The 14,326-nt window shown below is 48.8% G+C and carries 10 protein-coding genes; 4 read left to right on the forward strand and 6 right to left on the reverse strand.

All coding sequences use genetic code 11. The features are described 5' to 3' along the window. Positions 1–26: 26 nt before the first annotated feature. From DSCA_RS09930 to DSCA_RS09955, 6 genes are all read right to left on the reverse strand, one after another. Positions 27–1,529, reverse strand: a complete 1,503-nt coding sequence (locus DSCA_RS09930; RefSeq protein ID WP_155316287.1) for a sugar transferase — start codon at positions 1,527–1,529, stop codon at positions 27–29. A gap of 1,418 nt (positions 1,530–2,947) precedes the next feature. After that, positions 2,948–3,823 carry a sulfotransferase family protein gene (locus DSCA_RS09935; protein WP_155316288.1) on the reverse strand — a complete coding sequence of 292 codons (876 nt, stop codon included), beginning with the start codon at positions 3,821–3,823 and terminating at the stop codon, positions 2,948–2,950. Positions 3,824–4,166: 343 nt separating this feature from the next. Further along, positions 4,167–5,141: a hypothetical protein gene (locus DSCA_RS09940; protein ID WP_155316289.1), complete on the reverse strand. Its 975-nt coding sequence runs from the start codon at positions 5,139–5,141 to the stop codon at positions 4,167–4,169. Between the two features lie 89 nt (positions 5,142–5,230). Then, entirely contained in the window at positions 5,231–6,487 is a 1,257-nt protein-coding gene (locus DSCA_RS09945; RefSeq protein ID WP_155316290.1) for a hypothetical protein, read from the reverse strand. A gap of 1,309 nt (positions 6,488–7,796) precedes the next feature. Further along, positions 7,797–8,348: a hypothetical protein gene (locus DSCA_RS09950; protein WP_155316291.1), complete on the reverse strand. Its 552-nt coding sequence runs from the start codon at positions 8,346–8,348 to the stop codon at positions 7,797–7,799. Positions 8,349–8,582: 234 nt separating this feature from the next. Further along, positions 8,583–10,706 carry a tetratricopeptide repeat protein gene (locus DSCA_RS09955; RefSeq protein WP_167527692.1) on the reverse strand — a complete coding sequence of 708 codons (2,124 nt, stop codon included), beginning with the start codon at positions 10,704–10,706 and terminating at the stop codon, positions 8,583–8,585. A 474-nt stretch (positions 10,707–11,180) separates the two neighbouring features. Here DSCA_RS09955 and dinB point away from each other — a divergent pair, with 474 nt between their 5' ends. The 4 genes from dinB to DSCA_RS09975 all read left to right on the forward strand — a co-directional run bounded on the left by dinB (position 11,181) and on the right by DSCA_RS09975 (position 14,326). Further along, positions 11,181–12,341, forward strand: a complete 1,161-nt coding sequence (dinB, locus tag DSCA_RS09960; RefSeq protein WP_231716432.1) for a DNA polymerase IV — start codon at positions 11,181–11,183, stop codon at positions 12,339–12,341. 70 nt (positions 12,342–12,411) lie between these two features. Continuing rightward, positions 12,412–12,849 carry an ester cyclase gene (locus DSCA_RS09965; protein WP_155316293.1) on the forward strand — a complete coding sequence of 146 codons (438 nt, stop codon included), beginning with the start codon at positions 12,412–12,414 and terminating at the stop codon, positions 12,847–12,849. A 374-nt stretch (positions 12,850–13,223) separates the two neighbouring features. Next, positions 13,224–13,433, forward strand: coding sequence for a hypothetical protein (locus tag DSCA_RS09970; RefSeq protein WP_155316294.1), 210 nt, complete (start codon positions 13,224–13,226; stop codon positions 13,431–13,433). A gap of 692 nt (positions 13,434–14,125) precedes the next feature. Then, positions 14,126–14,326, forward strand: a complete 201-nt coding sequence (locus DSCA_RS09975; RefSeq protein ID WP_155316295.1) for a hypothetical protein — start codon at positions 14,126–14,128, stop codon at positions 14,324–14,326.

Raw genomic sequence — 14,326 nt, forward strand, 5'->3', positions numbered from 1 at the left:
TTTAATTTTTATCCGGATATCGACTTTCAGAATGCTCCCGCGCCCTTAAGAACAATAGGAATCGTTTTTAATATTATTTTTAAATCCAGCCACAAGGACCATTTATCAATGTATTCCATATCGAGTTCCATCCACCTTTCAAAGGGAATTGAACTTCGTCCATTTACCTGCCAAAGACATGTTATCCCCGGGCGAACACTAAACCGTCGCCGATGCCAATCTTCCCTGAAACCCTTGTAATCTCTGACGGGCAGAGGCCTGGGACCAACAATACTCATTTCTCCCTTTAATACATTGATAAATTGAGGTAACTCATCAATACTTGTTTTTCTCAAATACTTTCCGACAGGGGTAACTCTCGGGTCATTCTCGATTTTGAACACAGGCCCTGTCGCCTCGTTCAACGATTCCAGATCAGCTTGTTTTTTTTCAGCATTTTCGTACATTGTCCGGAATTTGTATAACTTAAAAATTCGCTTATTTTTTCCTATACGCTTCTGACTATAAATAATTGCCCCTGGAGAATCAATTTTGATCGCAATTGAAACTATGGCAAGCAGAGGGAGGAATACGATTAGCAAAACTATCGATAGAATAATATCCATGGTTTTTTTTATAAAAGAGGGATAAAAATCCATATTCTTATGTGTTATATGGATCAATAATTCTTCATCTGAAAAACAATTCCCTGAAATTGGAGCCTTAACATCAAATAAATTTGAAAGGTATCTGATGTTTATCCCTTGCTCTTCACAAGTTGTTATGATTTTAGATGCTTGATCATATAGAGATTTGACAGGAAGGCCTATGATAACCTCATCCACTATACTGTTACGTATGTAGGATTGGAAACTGTCAAAATCACAAACAAGGCTTTTTCTTTTTAAATTGTCCTTATTTCCCCCAAACCACTGGTTGTCCACAAAACCAATAATCTGATAGCCGAGATAAGGAGCCGAAGCAATTTTTTCAGCAAATTTTATTGCCCGTGGATTCGTTCCGATTATCAACATGTGACGAAGGTTTCGTCCGCGGACTCTAACGACTCGAAGAAACAGTCTCAATATGATTCTGCTGGTAATACCGATGATGGTACTCAATAATAGAAAGAGGATAATTGTGTAGGAGTCGATAACCTCTACCGAAAACAGTTTGGCTTCAAAAAATATCAGCAGGCACCCAATTGATGAAGCTTGAATTAAGTCCAAGATTTCTTTGACGGGTTTGTCCAGACGTTTGGAACGGTAGAGGTTTAAATACGAGTAAATGGTCGTCCATATAAGGAGAGCGAGTAGAAAAAAAATAATATTGTTTACGGCGATTTTAAGTTCCGCAATCTGATGAAACGACATCCTGATGCTTTTATCAAAGCCCCAGACAATTGAAACAATCAAACAAAAACCGGCGTTCAAAACATCGAACAGCTTAAATGCATTCAGCAAAAATTTTCTGCGCAATAAATCCATTGTTAATTTATACTGTCCCGAATGAATTGGTAGACCGCGAGTAGACAGAAAAACAGTTCCCAATGGCCTTTTCTCGCAAGCGCCGGTTCAGATAAATTCAGCAGTAGATTCTGTGCAGATCCGTTTTATGAGCTCAATACATGCAGGAAATTGAAGTTCAATTATCTGATTGGAATGGTATTTACATATGAGTTGTGCAACAATTTTTTCAAACCGTAGGGAAATTGAATAAGGGCAACCCGGTATTGGAGTACTAACCTTTCGGCAAAATATTTGCGCCGACTTTTGGCGCGCATTTTTGCCAAATAATTCATCCACAACTTCGGCGGAACCGATACACCTGGGGATAATCAATCTGAACTGTTATTTCGATCGATCATCCCCGACGATTACAGTGTTCGCCCAACTATAAGCTTTAATATTGTGCCCGAAGTTGAAGTCTCCTTTACATCCGTGAAGCTCAGTATCAGCAGTCCCTGTCCTGGCATGCCAACTGGTCCTTGAAGTATTCCAGAGGCGACTATTCCTAGAAAAGACATTACAGAGCAATTAGAAATTCGCCGATACAAAGGCTCCCTACGTCCGCCCCCCCCCCCCCCGCAGGGGTTCTGGTCGCAAAACGACTTTATATGCCCGAATCCAAACCACGCGTTTCAGATTGCTTGTATCCAAGGTCAAGCGCCCCCTGGTTGAATCGACTGGAGCGGATGATATGGATCTGGTGCATGCGAATGCTGACGAGGCGTTCTTCCTGACGCCAACGAGTTGTTCAAACTTGAAAATACCGCCTGCGGTTACCAAAGCCCGATGGTGATCAAAGGCGACTTTCAATCCCTGAAGCGCACCAGGATACAGTTAACGTCCATGCAGCACCGGAGGGCCAAGGCAATGAACCCCATGAGAAAATAGGCCTGTTGCCCCCATGATGGTATCCATCTTCGAAAAACACTGGGCAGTCCTGGCAAAATCAGAAGAAAATTCGAACAAACATTCTGAATTTCGCTCAACTTCAAACATTACGACTGGCGTACGTATGCAAGAAAATTGTGAACTTACACGTCTTAGCCCAAAGCGTTTGGGCAAAAGGTTTTATATTGAGAATTGGTGCAGGATTTAACCAAATTTTAATGCAAATTATATGCAAAAAATGATTATAAATAAATCAGTGGATAATCAATGAGTTAATTTAACATATAGCATGTATTTGTCGGGATAGCCAAGGAAATATTATGAAAAAATTTTCAAAATGTGTAAATATATTCCCAACAACAAGGTGTGATGGTTCGAAAATGGTTTATTTTATGTCATTCCCGGCCGGTCCGTTTTTAGCGGCTTACAGTGCGTTTAAACAATCGCCCGCATTGAAGTGCACCGGAAAGCCGGCCGGTTAGTTCGGCCCGGAGGACTTTACCCATAGCCGGTCTAGCTCCAGGCGATGTGCAGGCAGGCAAACTGATCCCGAATTTTACGGGCCAGCTACCTCAAGCCAATATATAGCCAAGTGGACCTGCGAATTGACTTACGCTTTTTTTTACCTGCATAATCTGTTTGTGCGTCAGTCTTTGTTTGTAACGGTAATTCATGTTTTTAATATTAATGGACCTTATAAATTCCTCAAATTCTAACGACCATCCTAATTCACAAAAATCGCATACCTGTTTTAATGTTGATATGGGATCAGATGTAAAATCTTCATATTTTAAATCAATATATTGGTTAGAAGCCAGACAATCCGCATCATGAATCACTTTCCCAACTTCCCTTTCCCATAATTGCGCAGCGAGTTCGACTGGATCGAATTCGATCCCTGGCCTTGATTTGTTATTCTTAGGGTCAATGAACCAAGGCGTTAAATTTTTATACCAATCAACATTCAGAAAAGAGGCGACAACAGCCCTGACATCCCTTACCACATGAATGAATTTAGCATCCGGAAATATTTGATTGAGAAACGCTATTCTTCTGGAATTTCGTGTATTTTTATTGATAAACCTTCTTTTTCCCGAATATCGAATATGGTCATGGACCATTTTGTGGCATCGCAAGGCATCGGCTTTTTTGACATCACCCTCTGCAAGTGGCGGATCATTCGGGGAATTGAGAACCGGCTTACACCAGTTCCATAAGCGATATCCCTCATCAGGCGTAGGAATCCGTCTTTTCATTATTTTATTAACCAGCGTCGAACGATATAAATTGCTTAACCAAGCTATGATCGGCATTCTGGTGTAGAATTGATTCGAATAATAACTGATCCAAGCCAAATCAGAATGCCATGCCAGCGTATTATAGAATATTGTCGTTCCGGACCGGCCGCACCCGACAATGAATATCGGCTTATAAATTTTATTTTTCATGGCCTTGGTGAAAGCTGTTGTCCATCAGGGAATCGGGAAACGGGCCATCTATGCATGGGCAACAGTGGGTGAAACGGTGCTGAACCAGATATATCGCCTTTACAGCCGGGGCCCGCAAAAAAGCCTGGCCTGATGATTCAATCGTGAACGCATGGGGCTTCATTCAGGTAAAAAATGAAGAAGGCACATAACCCTTGAAGTTGATACACACACCGCAAAAAAAAGCAATGCGAAAATCGCCGTGCTTCGAGGATGGTGATGTGAATGAGCCGTGCACCGCTCGTTTGGATAACGCGGGGCCGCCTTTCAGCGACCCCGGTGTATTTTATTTAGGATGAATCAATTACTGCCCGTCGGGTGCAGGTCCCTCTGTTTCATCTGCAGTTGCCTGACTGCTGCCGCAATAGTTCACCACAACCGTGCCGGTTCCGCCATACGCACTGACCCACTGGCTCTGGTTACCCAATCCGCCATTGTACATAAAGGCGAAGCTGCCATCAATTTGATATGCGACCAGGTCGAGGGCACTGTTGCCCCAGCGGTAGAGCGCTTCGGCGCCCCGCGTTGCGACATCGGTTTCACATGTCCCCTTCATATAGATCCCCACGCTGTCCCGCTTGATCTCGTTCAGGCACCACTCGTAACCAAACGAATCCTGCAGGCAGTAATCGCACTCCTGCACAAAGGCAAGGTCATCAACGACAAGCACCCCACCGAATTCATTTCCGGTAAAAGTGATCTCCACCCTGTCGATGCCGGCCCCGGACACCGACAAGGTCTGCAAGGCGCTGAGCCCCACAACGAAATCAAAATCGACCTGCGTTGCGCCGCGAAAGGCAAACAGACGAATAGTACCTGCATAAGGTGACCCGACATTGACCTGCAGGTGGCTGATGGTGGGTGAAAAACTCATGGTTTGAGGCCCGCGGGCCACGCCGCCGTCTGAAAAAGAGGCAGCCACATTGAATGCGAGGAAATTGGGTGAGCTGTGCCCGCTCACAAAAAAATTGCCGCATTCGTCCAGAATGCCCCCGCCATCCAAGGCGGCAGGTCCGGAAAAAATAACGCCCAGGCTGCTGTATTTGTTCCTGAGAGCTGTAGTCTGGTAAAAATTACACGGTTCCTCGTCTTCGTCAAAGCCGATAGCCACGGCGCCCGCCGGGGCTTCAAGGATATCCCGCCCCGCAGGCTGACCGGCGATTGGTTCCGGCGGGGAGTCACTGTCAACGCCACAGACGACGAAGGCGAATGCGTAACCGGCGCCAAACACCATTATCAAGGCGGCCAGCAACAGTACGACTCGGATGAGTTTTCTCATTTTATAACCTCCCGTAATTATATTTACACTCAAACTGTATTGAGAACCAAATCCATTTTGTTACCGGGCTTGCGCAGGTAGCGTCCTGCCTACTCCGCATCGTTTGGCGCGGCCCCATCTGACGGACTGTCTGCCGCCTGGACGCTGTCGCAGTAGTCAACCACAACCGTGCCGGTGCCTCCCCATGAATTGACCCACATGCTTGTGTTGCCCAGTCCACCATTGTATGTGAAAACAACGCCATTGCCGCCATAAGCCGTCATGGTCAATGCGCCGTTGGCCCAACGATAGAGCGCGAGGGCGTCCTTATCGTCACCGGACGCGTCACAGTCGCCATTCAGATAGATCCCCAGGCCGTCCCTCTTGATCTCGTTCAGGCACCAGACGTATCCAAAGGCATCCTCCAGGCAGTAATCGCATTCCTCCTCGTCGCCACCGGAAACCGTCAGGGGCATCACGCTAAGATGCTGCCGTCCATCATAGTTCCCGCCCCAGGTAAAGGTGTGGTCGTCCCCGGGGTTCCACGTGTCATGCACGTACACGGTGGTCATCTGCTCGATCGAATCGTAATCGTAGCCGTAGCCGAACATGCTATGCCCCTCGATATTGATGAGCACCGGCCGCCCGGCGTCTATTTCCGCCCGGTACTGGGCCGCCGTGAACCCGGCCCCACTCGCATGAACGGGGTAAACGGGTTGATGATAGATGGTGTCGACATTGTAGCCGGCATACTGGACATATTCCCTGACGCCGTACATGCCGCTTTCGTCTTCAAGGCCATTGGCTTCCGCATCGGCCGGTGTAAATGGGCTGCCATCATTAAAAGTGTAAAACCAGGTGTTTCCATCCGTACTGCCCAACTGCGCCTGGCTGGTTCCCATGAAATCGGCGAGGCAGTCAAAATCATGGCACGTGGTGGGATCGGCATTGTTGCACGCGTCAGGCCCCGGATGTCCGAAGGTAACATAAAAATCGTCAATATGCGCCTGGCTTGCGATGGTGTCGTTAGCAATTGCGCCTGGATTCCCAAAGGTGCTCAGTTCTGCTTCGCCTCCCGGTACGAGGTTGGGATAAGCCAGGCCGCCGTAACCGTTAATATCGTAGTAGCCCATCATCATGCCCGCCGAGGTCGGCGAACAACCGTACCACCAGTCGTAATCCGGGGAACTGGTGAGCAGTTTCGGCACACCGAATTGGCGGCCAATAATGATTCGGCCATCGTGCCCCTCGTAATACCTCATTCCATTCTGCTCGTAGAGAAATGTTGCACCCCCATAGGCTCCCGAGCTCAACACAAAAATGGAAAGAAGCAGTACTAAAATTGAAAATGCACAGATTTTCTTCATAGGGTACTCTCCTTGTTAAACCTCTCTTCATGTTGAATAAAATGTAGCCCCAACATCTTTTTTACCATTACTTCGGTTGACGATTGATGCCCTCACCTCCTTTTTGCAAACGCCAATGGGTTCAGGTTACACTTGCGCATGCACATACGCCGTTGCCAAAAGGTCCTCGACTGAGCCTGAAACAAGCTTCCTTAATTAGCCGGACAGTCTAAAACTCAACTCTTATCGGCACCGAGACCTTGCATTTCCGCTGGCAGGCAACGACAAACAGAGAATGAGCAAAGTTTGAGAGGCAACTCACGTCATGCCGGATAGTTACAATTAAGGCGGCTCAGGAGACTGCAGGCACAGGTACGGCTGAGAAATCTTCACATGCAGGCATGTACGCGTTGACAGCGTATGCATCTATCTACGAACCAGGACTCGAAAAATATAGAAACACCCGGTGGTCAAATGCTTCCATTTGGCCCACAAAAAACGCAATCAAATAATACGCAGGCCAGTATCAGAGGAATCTAAAACGATAGCCGGCCCGAGCACCTTTATCGACGGCACCCGCTGCCATGGCAGCGTTCCAGCGCACCGGGCATGCGGACTGGTTGCTGTTGATCCGTACCGCAGCGATCAACAGGAGATAAAGACTACCGGCTCAGAGGCTCAGATCTTTCCAGGACTTTTGGGCAGCCTCCAGATTTGAAATCGGTCTGTAGACGGTTGGCGATCGTCACCGATGAATGTCAACAACCGGTCACATGTACCTGTCCAGCAAAGATACGCATCTGAGCTGGTACCGGAACCATTTGTAGAACTTTGGGCGATCAAGAGAAACAGGAGTGGGCGGACGACGCTGTCAGCATTTCAACGATCAGAATGGTGGATGAAACATGTCTTGCTCAGCTTACCCCAACCAGGATGAACGGCAACAGACAAACCATTGAACCCAACCCGACGAAAGCTAAAAGCATGATTATTATCGGAATGTTACCTCCCTACTGTGCATAGGCATATTCCGAACCATGAAATTGAGGTAATCGCTTCCCGGGTAAAAAGAAAAAATAATACCTGCTTGCCGATAAAGACATTCACAACGGGTCAAGCATTCATTTTCAGATCACGCACACCTGTCGGCGGATGGTCACACTGACGCATGCAAACGCATCGTCATCACGCATGCCACTGACGTCTTTTCAACTTGCCGGCGCCCCGATCCGGATCACAGGCAAGAATCGGCCACAGATGGCAGCAGGGGCATCTGCGCTGTTGCTGACGACTTTTCAGCTGTTTTGGGTATGATCTTTTCCATGAGGCATCAGTTGTTGCCAATATTGCCCATTTTCGGGTTGACGGGTTTTATCTTTTTGTCGGTATTTCCGGCGAGGGCGGCAAAAGGGCCGATAACGACCACCGAAGCCCCTCCGGCAACGGGCTGATAGAAAGCAGCATTAGCAGTTGGGTCGATAAAGATGACGACGAGATCTTTTGATTCAACCTTGACCGGAAGAATTCCTGACACTTGCGATGATATGCCCCTGGGCGCCTCTTCAGGCAGACGATAAACAATCTTCACTTCATCTCCAGGGCTGACCTTTTTTCGGCCTTTGACAACATGGAGCGCCTTCAGGATAAACATCCCTCTCAGCTGTTTTTTCTCGGATGATGGTTCGGTTGCGGTCTCGAACCTTTTCGGAGGCGGTTTTTCATCGAGCAGGAGTATCTTGCCGATGCGCTCTACGGTGCCGATCAGAATCAGGTTGGCTTCAAGATTTTTCTTTTCTATCTCTTCCGGCGGTGGCGAGGCAAAAAGCGTTCCCGTAAAAAAACAAACAAGGCATATAATTGAGAAAAAACGGAAGGATGGCATTTTTGCCCCTCAACCGGTGCTGTTTATCAGGTTTTTATACAGGATTAATCTTGAATTAAATTCTGAATCACTAAAATTGTCAATAAAGAATTTGGCGTCTCGAGTATCCGGCAGGAGTTTGCAGAATCACAGGCCCTAACGTCTGGCTGGAGCCCGTCCAGAAATGGCCAATTTGCCCGATATCTGTGTTGCGCGCCTCAATCTCAACCCAACTCAACTATTTCCGGATGACCACTAATTGGAAAACAGTCGAGCATACAGGGCGGCAACATGGTTCCGCATAGGCCCCTTTGGCAAAACCTGCAGAAGTTCAACAAGGATTGCCTTCGCTTCCCGGGCATTGCCGGCCATGTGATGGGCTCTTGCAAGCTGAAATCGCAGGCCGGTTTTTTGCGGTGCAAGTTCTGAAGCACGGGCGAGGGGGGCGAGGGCCTGATGGACCTGACGGGTTTCAATCAGTGCCATGCCGTAGTTTGCTTGAGCATACCAGTCCCAGGGCTTGCTCTCGGATTCTGTTTGAAAGGTCTGCAGGACGCGTGACATGTCTTTGCGGGCCAGGAAGGACGCCTCTGCGGCTGTAACCGGATCGACAAGCCATGCCTGCTTCCAGTGTGAACCGGCTTCGGACGGCTCCAGATTCGCGAGCATGATGTGTGCCGTCGCCCATTGCGCACGTTTGGGCCAGAGATTGCTGTCCTGGGAAAGTTCGATCAGACGCCTCAAGAACGCTCCAGCTTTTTGTTGATTATGATTTACCAGGGAAATCTGGGCTGCCAGCATCAATATATCAGGCGATTCCGGCATTCGCGCAAGTGCAGCCTGAATATGGTGCAGGGCCTGAGCGACCTGTTTTCTGGCAAACAGGCTCTTGGCAAGAAGATAGTGTGCATCCGGATCAGACGTAACCTCAAGTGCGTTTCGATAAGCGTTTTCAGCGTCCTCAGTCTGCCGGTTGAATTGATAGGCGTTTCCTAAGTTAACATAGTCCCTGACCCAGTCATGCTGCGGTTTTCCAAACCACATCGGCCATGAAATGAGACCAGCCATTAAAAACCAGGCCATTCGATATCCGACAGAACGCCAATCCCTGGCAGACACGTCATCAGCGAGCCGTTTGAGCGCCCACCCGGCCGGAATCATTAAAAAGGGAACCACCGGAATTCGAAAACGTGAATTTACAAAAAATACGACCCCCACAAGAAGATAACCGACTATCCATAACAGGCAGAGGTTGAATGCGAACCGGACTTGCCGGTCCCGTTTTTTAGCCATCCCTATCAGGCCGCAAAACGATAAGGGAAGTATGATACCGAACTGTAAAAAAGGATAACGCATGGGCCATGCTGATTCCTGCATGAAATGAAAGCATATGTTGTTGCGGAATTCACGGCGATTAAAAAAAGCCAGCCCTTTTTTCACCATCCTTGAAAGGGCCCTGTTATAATTCTCGGACATATCGCCAAGCGCCCGTCTAATCCACCACTGGCTGGCTTTTCCGGGTTTTTCGAGGATGTCCTGGGGAACCCTTGAAACAAGCCGCTCCCACTTTAACCCCACGGGGATTGCGGAAATGCCATCTGCTGACAAATGGTTTCCACTGTATAAATTGATTCCGGCGTTGCTTGATACCGGGATAATCTCAGTGGTCAGGACATAATTTCGAATGGTGACCGGTAAAAGAACAGCTGCAATACCTGCTGCAAGAAAGACCGTACGCCCTGCTGTGCCCCTCAACGCCCTCTTTTTGCCCTCCACCGACAGATAAACGGCAACGAGACCGGCCGGCAGGAGTACGTCCGGCCGGACTCCCGCCGACAGCCCAAGTAAAATGCCGCCGAATAAAAATCGTGTGTTGGCGGGACGCGATCTGGACCCGACCAGAAATAGCATTGCCGACAGGTTCAAGGCGATGCTGAGGGCGGGTGTCAAAAGTTGCGACTCGAAAAAGATATAGGGGGCGTAGAGAGCACTTAATACACCGCTGAAGAACCCTGCACGGCGCCCCAACAGGCGGGCTGACAGAATCGCTGCCAAAATACACGACAGAATCCCCATACTATACTGAACCCATTGAATACAGAAGATGTTCTGTCCGAAAAGGGCATACCCCCCCGCTAACCAATAGGCGTAGAGAGCAGGCTTGAACACATCGTCAGGGCCATGGCCCAGAATATCGCCGGCAACGATGCGTTTTGCCCAACCGTCATGATACCCCGCATCGATGATCGGGAATTGAAATAAAGGATGGTCGGCGATGACTGATGCACAGAGCAAACGGTAGCCGATGGCCAGCAGCGCGATGACGACCAGATCCCGTGATTGGACAGAATCATTTGAAGATGTTCGTGACAGCCCCATGGCATAATTTTGCTCGACACGATTACGGCAAGGCATGAGGAATCGGAATTCCGTTTTTGAACCGGCTCCCGTGTCGTTTCAAGGCCGATGGGAAAACCGGTAAACGGCGACGGGAGATCTCATCGGCCAGACGATAGTGTATGTTACCCAGCGACAGATCAGTCCTACGAGCAATTTGAGATGAACTATAGCAAAATTGAATGGAATATGGTCAAAACCTAATAAAAATAACCTTGACTGTCAAATACCAGGACATGGGCCGCCCAAACCTATCGGCAAAGATACCGAGACGCTGGCCACCCTTTTGATGAATTACACCCGTTTCCTTTGTTGGTGGCCCATCATGCCCCTATCTGTCGCAAGCCGGCACCATGGAGGCCGCACAGCGCAGGCTATAATGTTTCTGCAAGTGGACGGTTGAACAGCATATTTATCTGGCAATTCAAGTGCGGGGGCAGGATAATTCACCGGTTGATGTTCAGCATTTGTATTACCATGGTTTTCTACCCTTCGTTTTTCGTATATGTATGCAGCGCTATGTACGGAATTCGAAAAATCATCCACATCGACATGGACGCCTTTTACGCGTCGGTGGAGCAGCGAGACAAGCATGAACTAAAAGGCAGACCGGTGATTGTCGGCGGCGATCCGCAGAGCAGGGGCGTCGTGGCCGCCTGTTCCTATGAGGCCCGCAAGTTCGGGATCCATTCGGCCATGGCCTGTGCCACCGCCTACAAACGATGTCCCCATGCTGTTTTCATTCGCCCCCGGTTTGATGTTTACAGGTCAGTTTCCCGTCTGATCCGGGAAGTTTTTTTAGAGTATACCGACCTGATGGAACCGCTGTCGCTGGATGAAGCCTTTCTGGATGTCACTCAGAATAAAAAAGGCCTTTCCTCGGCCACACAGATCGCCCGGCAGATCCGGCGGCAGATCTTTCAAAACACAGGCGGCTTGACCGCTTCTGCCGGGGTATCGTTCAACAAGTTCCTGGCCAAGGTTGCCTCGGATTGCAACAAGCCCAACGGCATCACCGTGATCACTCCGGACAAGGCACCTGCGTTTATTGACAATCTTCCTGTCCGCAAATTTTTCGGTGTAGGCAGGGTCACCGAGGAACGCATGCTCAACCTTGGGATAAAAACCGGCGCGGATCTCAAAAAAATCAGTCTCAATGACTTGATTCATTACTTTGGCAAGATTGGCATATACTATCATCACATCGCCCACGGCAGGGATGACCGGCCAGTGGAACCCCATCGCGAACGAAAATCCTACGGCAAGGAAACCACCCTGAAGGCCGATATTGACGACACGAACCAGATGATGGATATTCTTCAGGACCTTGCCAAAAGGGTTATTGAGGGATTGCGTCGTGAGGATCGCCAGGGCCTGACCCTGACATTGAAAGTGAAATACCATGATTTTCAGTCGGTCACACGAAGTGTGACTTTTCCGGACCCGATCGCCGACATGGATTTGGTTTCGGTAACCATTAGAAGGTTGCTGGCCAATACCGAAGCCGGTCCAAAGCGTGTACGGCTGCTGGGGATATCGGTTTCCAATTTTCTGGGAGGCCGAAAAGAAAAGGATGGTTGGGTGCAGCTGCCGTTGCCTTTTGGTTTCGAGGGGTGACAAAGGTGATGAGACACCGTCTCTTTAGAGAAATCTGTCAGACTTCTCAAAATGAAATTCTGAGGAAAAAATGATGGAAAGCATAGAAAAGAAAAAACTGATCAAGCAGTTGCATTACATCTGGAATTCTGGAGAAAAAGAAGCAATCCCTGAGGTGTATTCAACGGATTGCATCGTCCACTGGCCGAAAGGCTGGGCAGAGCACGAAAGCCGCGGCCTGGATGGCGTCCGTCAGGCCATTGAAAAGATCCGTTCAGCATTTCCGGACTGGCATGAAGAGGTTGTCGATATGGTCGCCGAGGGCAATAAGGTTGTCACACGATATGTCTCCACGGGGACGCTTCTGGGAAGCTATGCGGGAATCAAGGAAGCGGGTAAAAAAGTGGAATTCGATGAAATCTCCATTTATCGGATCGAGGGAGGCAAAGTTATTGAACAGTGGTGTTTATCAGATGATCTTTCTACATTGCGGCAGATTGGGCGGTTAGAGGAATCTGCCGACTTATAGACAATCCAATCATAAAGTCCACACGGCGCCGCATCTGCATCGTTCTCGGGCATTGGACCTGCGCCATGCCCGGCGCCTTGCATCGACGGCCCCCTGCAAATGAATACAATCCGATGGGTTAAAAAAACAATTGGGTCATTTTTCCCCGGGACCGTTTACAATAAATGGTTGCCGGGTCGTTTTGGAATCGACGATTGAAAACGGCACCGGCTTCCATCGTCATGCCATACCGATCTCGGCTATGCGCAGACAGACGGCATCGAGTTGGCTGATGCCGAGAAAACAGGATATTCCTATTCGCTGAACAATGCTGTGTCCAATCTGATCGTCAGGCCCTTGATTGGTCCGGATTAAGCGTCGGAGACCTGATATTCGTGGATTTTGACAAGGACAATGTCTGTGATTTCGCTGCCGTCTATCTGGACGTTCACGGATCCGTCGACCATGCGGTTGTATTTGCGTCGGATTATTATGACGAGGTAACCATCGAAAATCTGGATGATCCCGATTCCATCATCGTTATGGACATGGCATATGGGTACTGTGATGCAAAGACCCCGGACTATGAGGCTATTTCCAATTAGTGATGGCCCCACGTTCCGTACCGATGCCAAAGGCCCCGGGTTGGGTCCGTTCACCTGGAAATATCATCCTTCGAGAACTGACCCGCCGTTGGTGGCGAAACCGCCCTTCGATCCGGGCCATCGATGGAAAGTTCCCTGTTAGCCCCGCCGAATGGGTCATCCCGGCAACCGCATATCCCTGTTCGAAGCGGCTGTCATCCGCATAAATGCCCTCCGGGCGCCATCTTTCGAAAGGGACGGTCCCAGGCCCTTTCTTCAGGGGGGCGCTGTCGTCTCCATTAACTGAATCCCCCCGGTTCTGCATGGGGCTCACAACGTGTGGCATCTTCGGGCTTAAGGAATAGCACCTGCCATCCAATGAACCGCTCAGCGTTCGACAGGCAGAAGCCTTTAATGAGTGATGCACAAGTTTGGGGCGACAGCCCGTGGGGCCCTATTGCCCCTTCTCCTGAACACCATGAAAAATTTGGATCTTCTGGGAAAATGGTATAATTCCGGCAAAGCGGGGGAAAGCGTGGCCACCGAAAGCCAATAAAAGGCGTCCTGAAACCATGAACCGATACGTTTAGGCCACATCAGACAGTCATAAAATAATGAAATCATTTTTTTTCAAAGGCAGGCGCAGGGGGTGAAAAGAACAAATTTATATTTGAATCAGATAGATACAACCATTTCAAGCCTGGAAATCTGAAATGCGGGGCATTAAAGAAACAACAAAAAAAACCGAAGATAAGGTCGCAGGGTTGCTCCTGGTATTTAGCGAACAGATACTGTTCGGCGCTGAAGGAAACAGGCAGGAAGATGCAAAAAAAATTAAATACTCCGAATGTTCCCAAAAAGATGGAGCCGGTTATAGTCTCCAGCGGCGCTCTACCGTTGCTGTATTTTCTTGA

Origin of the sequence: Desulfosarcina alkanivorans, assembly GCF_009688945.1 — a bacterium.
Classification (GTDB): Bacteria; Desulfobacterota; Desulfobacteria; order Desulfobacterales; family Desulfosarcinaceae; genus Desulfosarcina; species Desulfosarcina alkanivorans.

What these genes read in the sequence shown, in the direction of transcription:
- DSCA_RS09935 (WP_155316288.1), bottom strand. Translation starts at nt 3,823, where the DNA reads ATGAAAAATAAAATTTATAAGCCGATATTCATTGTCGGGTGCGGCCGG.
- DSCA_RS09940 (WP_155316289.1), bottom strand. Translation starts at nt 5,141, where the DNA reads ATGAGAAAACTCATCCGAGTCGTACTGTTGCTGGCCGCCTTGATAATG.
- DSCA_RS09945 (WP_155316290.1), bottom strand. Translation starts at nt 6,487, where the DNA reads ATGAAGAAAATCTGTGCATTTTCAATTTTAGTACTGCTTCTTTCCATT.
- DSCA_RS09950 (WP_155316291.1), bottom strand. Translation starts at nt 8,348, where the DNA reads ATGCCATCCTTCCGTTTTTTCTCAATTATATGCCTTGTTTGTTTTTTT.
- DSCA_RS09955 (WP_167527692.1), bottom strand. Translation starts at nt 10,706, where the DNA reads ATGGGGCTGTCACGAACATCTTCAAATGATTCTGTCCAATCACGGGAT.
- dinB (WP_231716432.1), top strand. Translation starts at nt 11,181, where the DNA reads ATGTTCAGCATTTGTATTACCATGGTTTTCTACCCTTCGTTTTTCGTA.
- DSCA_RS09965 (WP_155316293.1), top strand. Translation starts at nt 12,412, where the DNA reads ATGATGGAAAGCATAGAAAAGAAAAAACTGATCAAGCAGTTGCATTAC.
- DSCA_RS09975 (WP_155316295.1), top strand. Translation starts at nt 14,126, where the DNA reads ATGCGGGGCATTAAAGAAACAACAAAAAAAACCGAAGATAAGGTCGCA.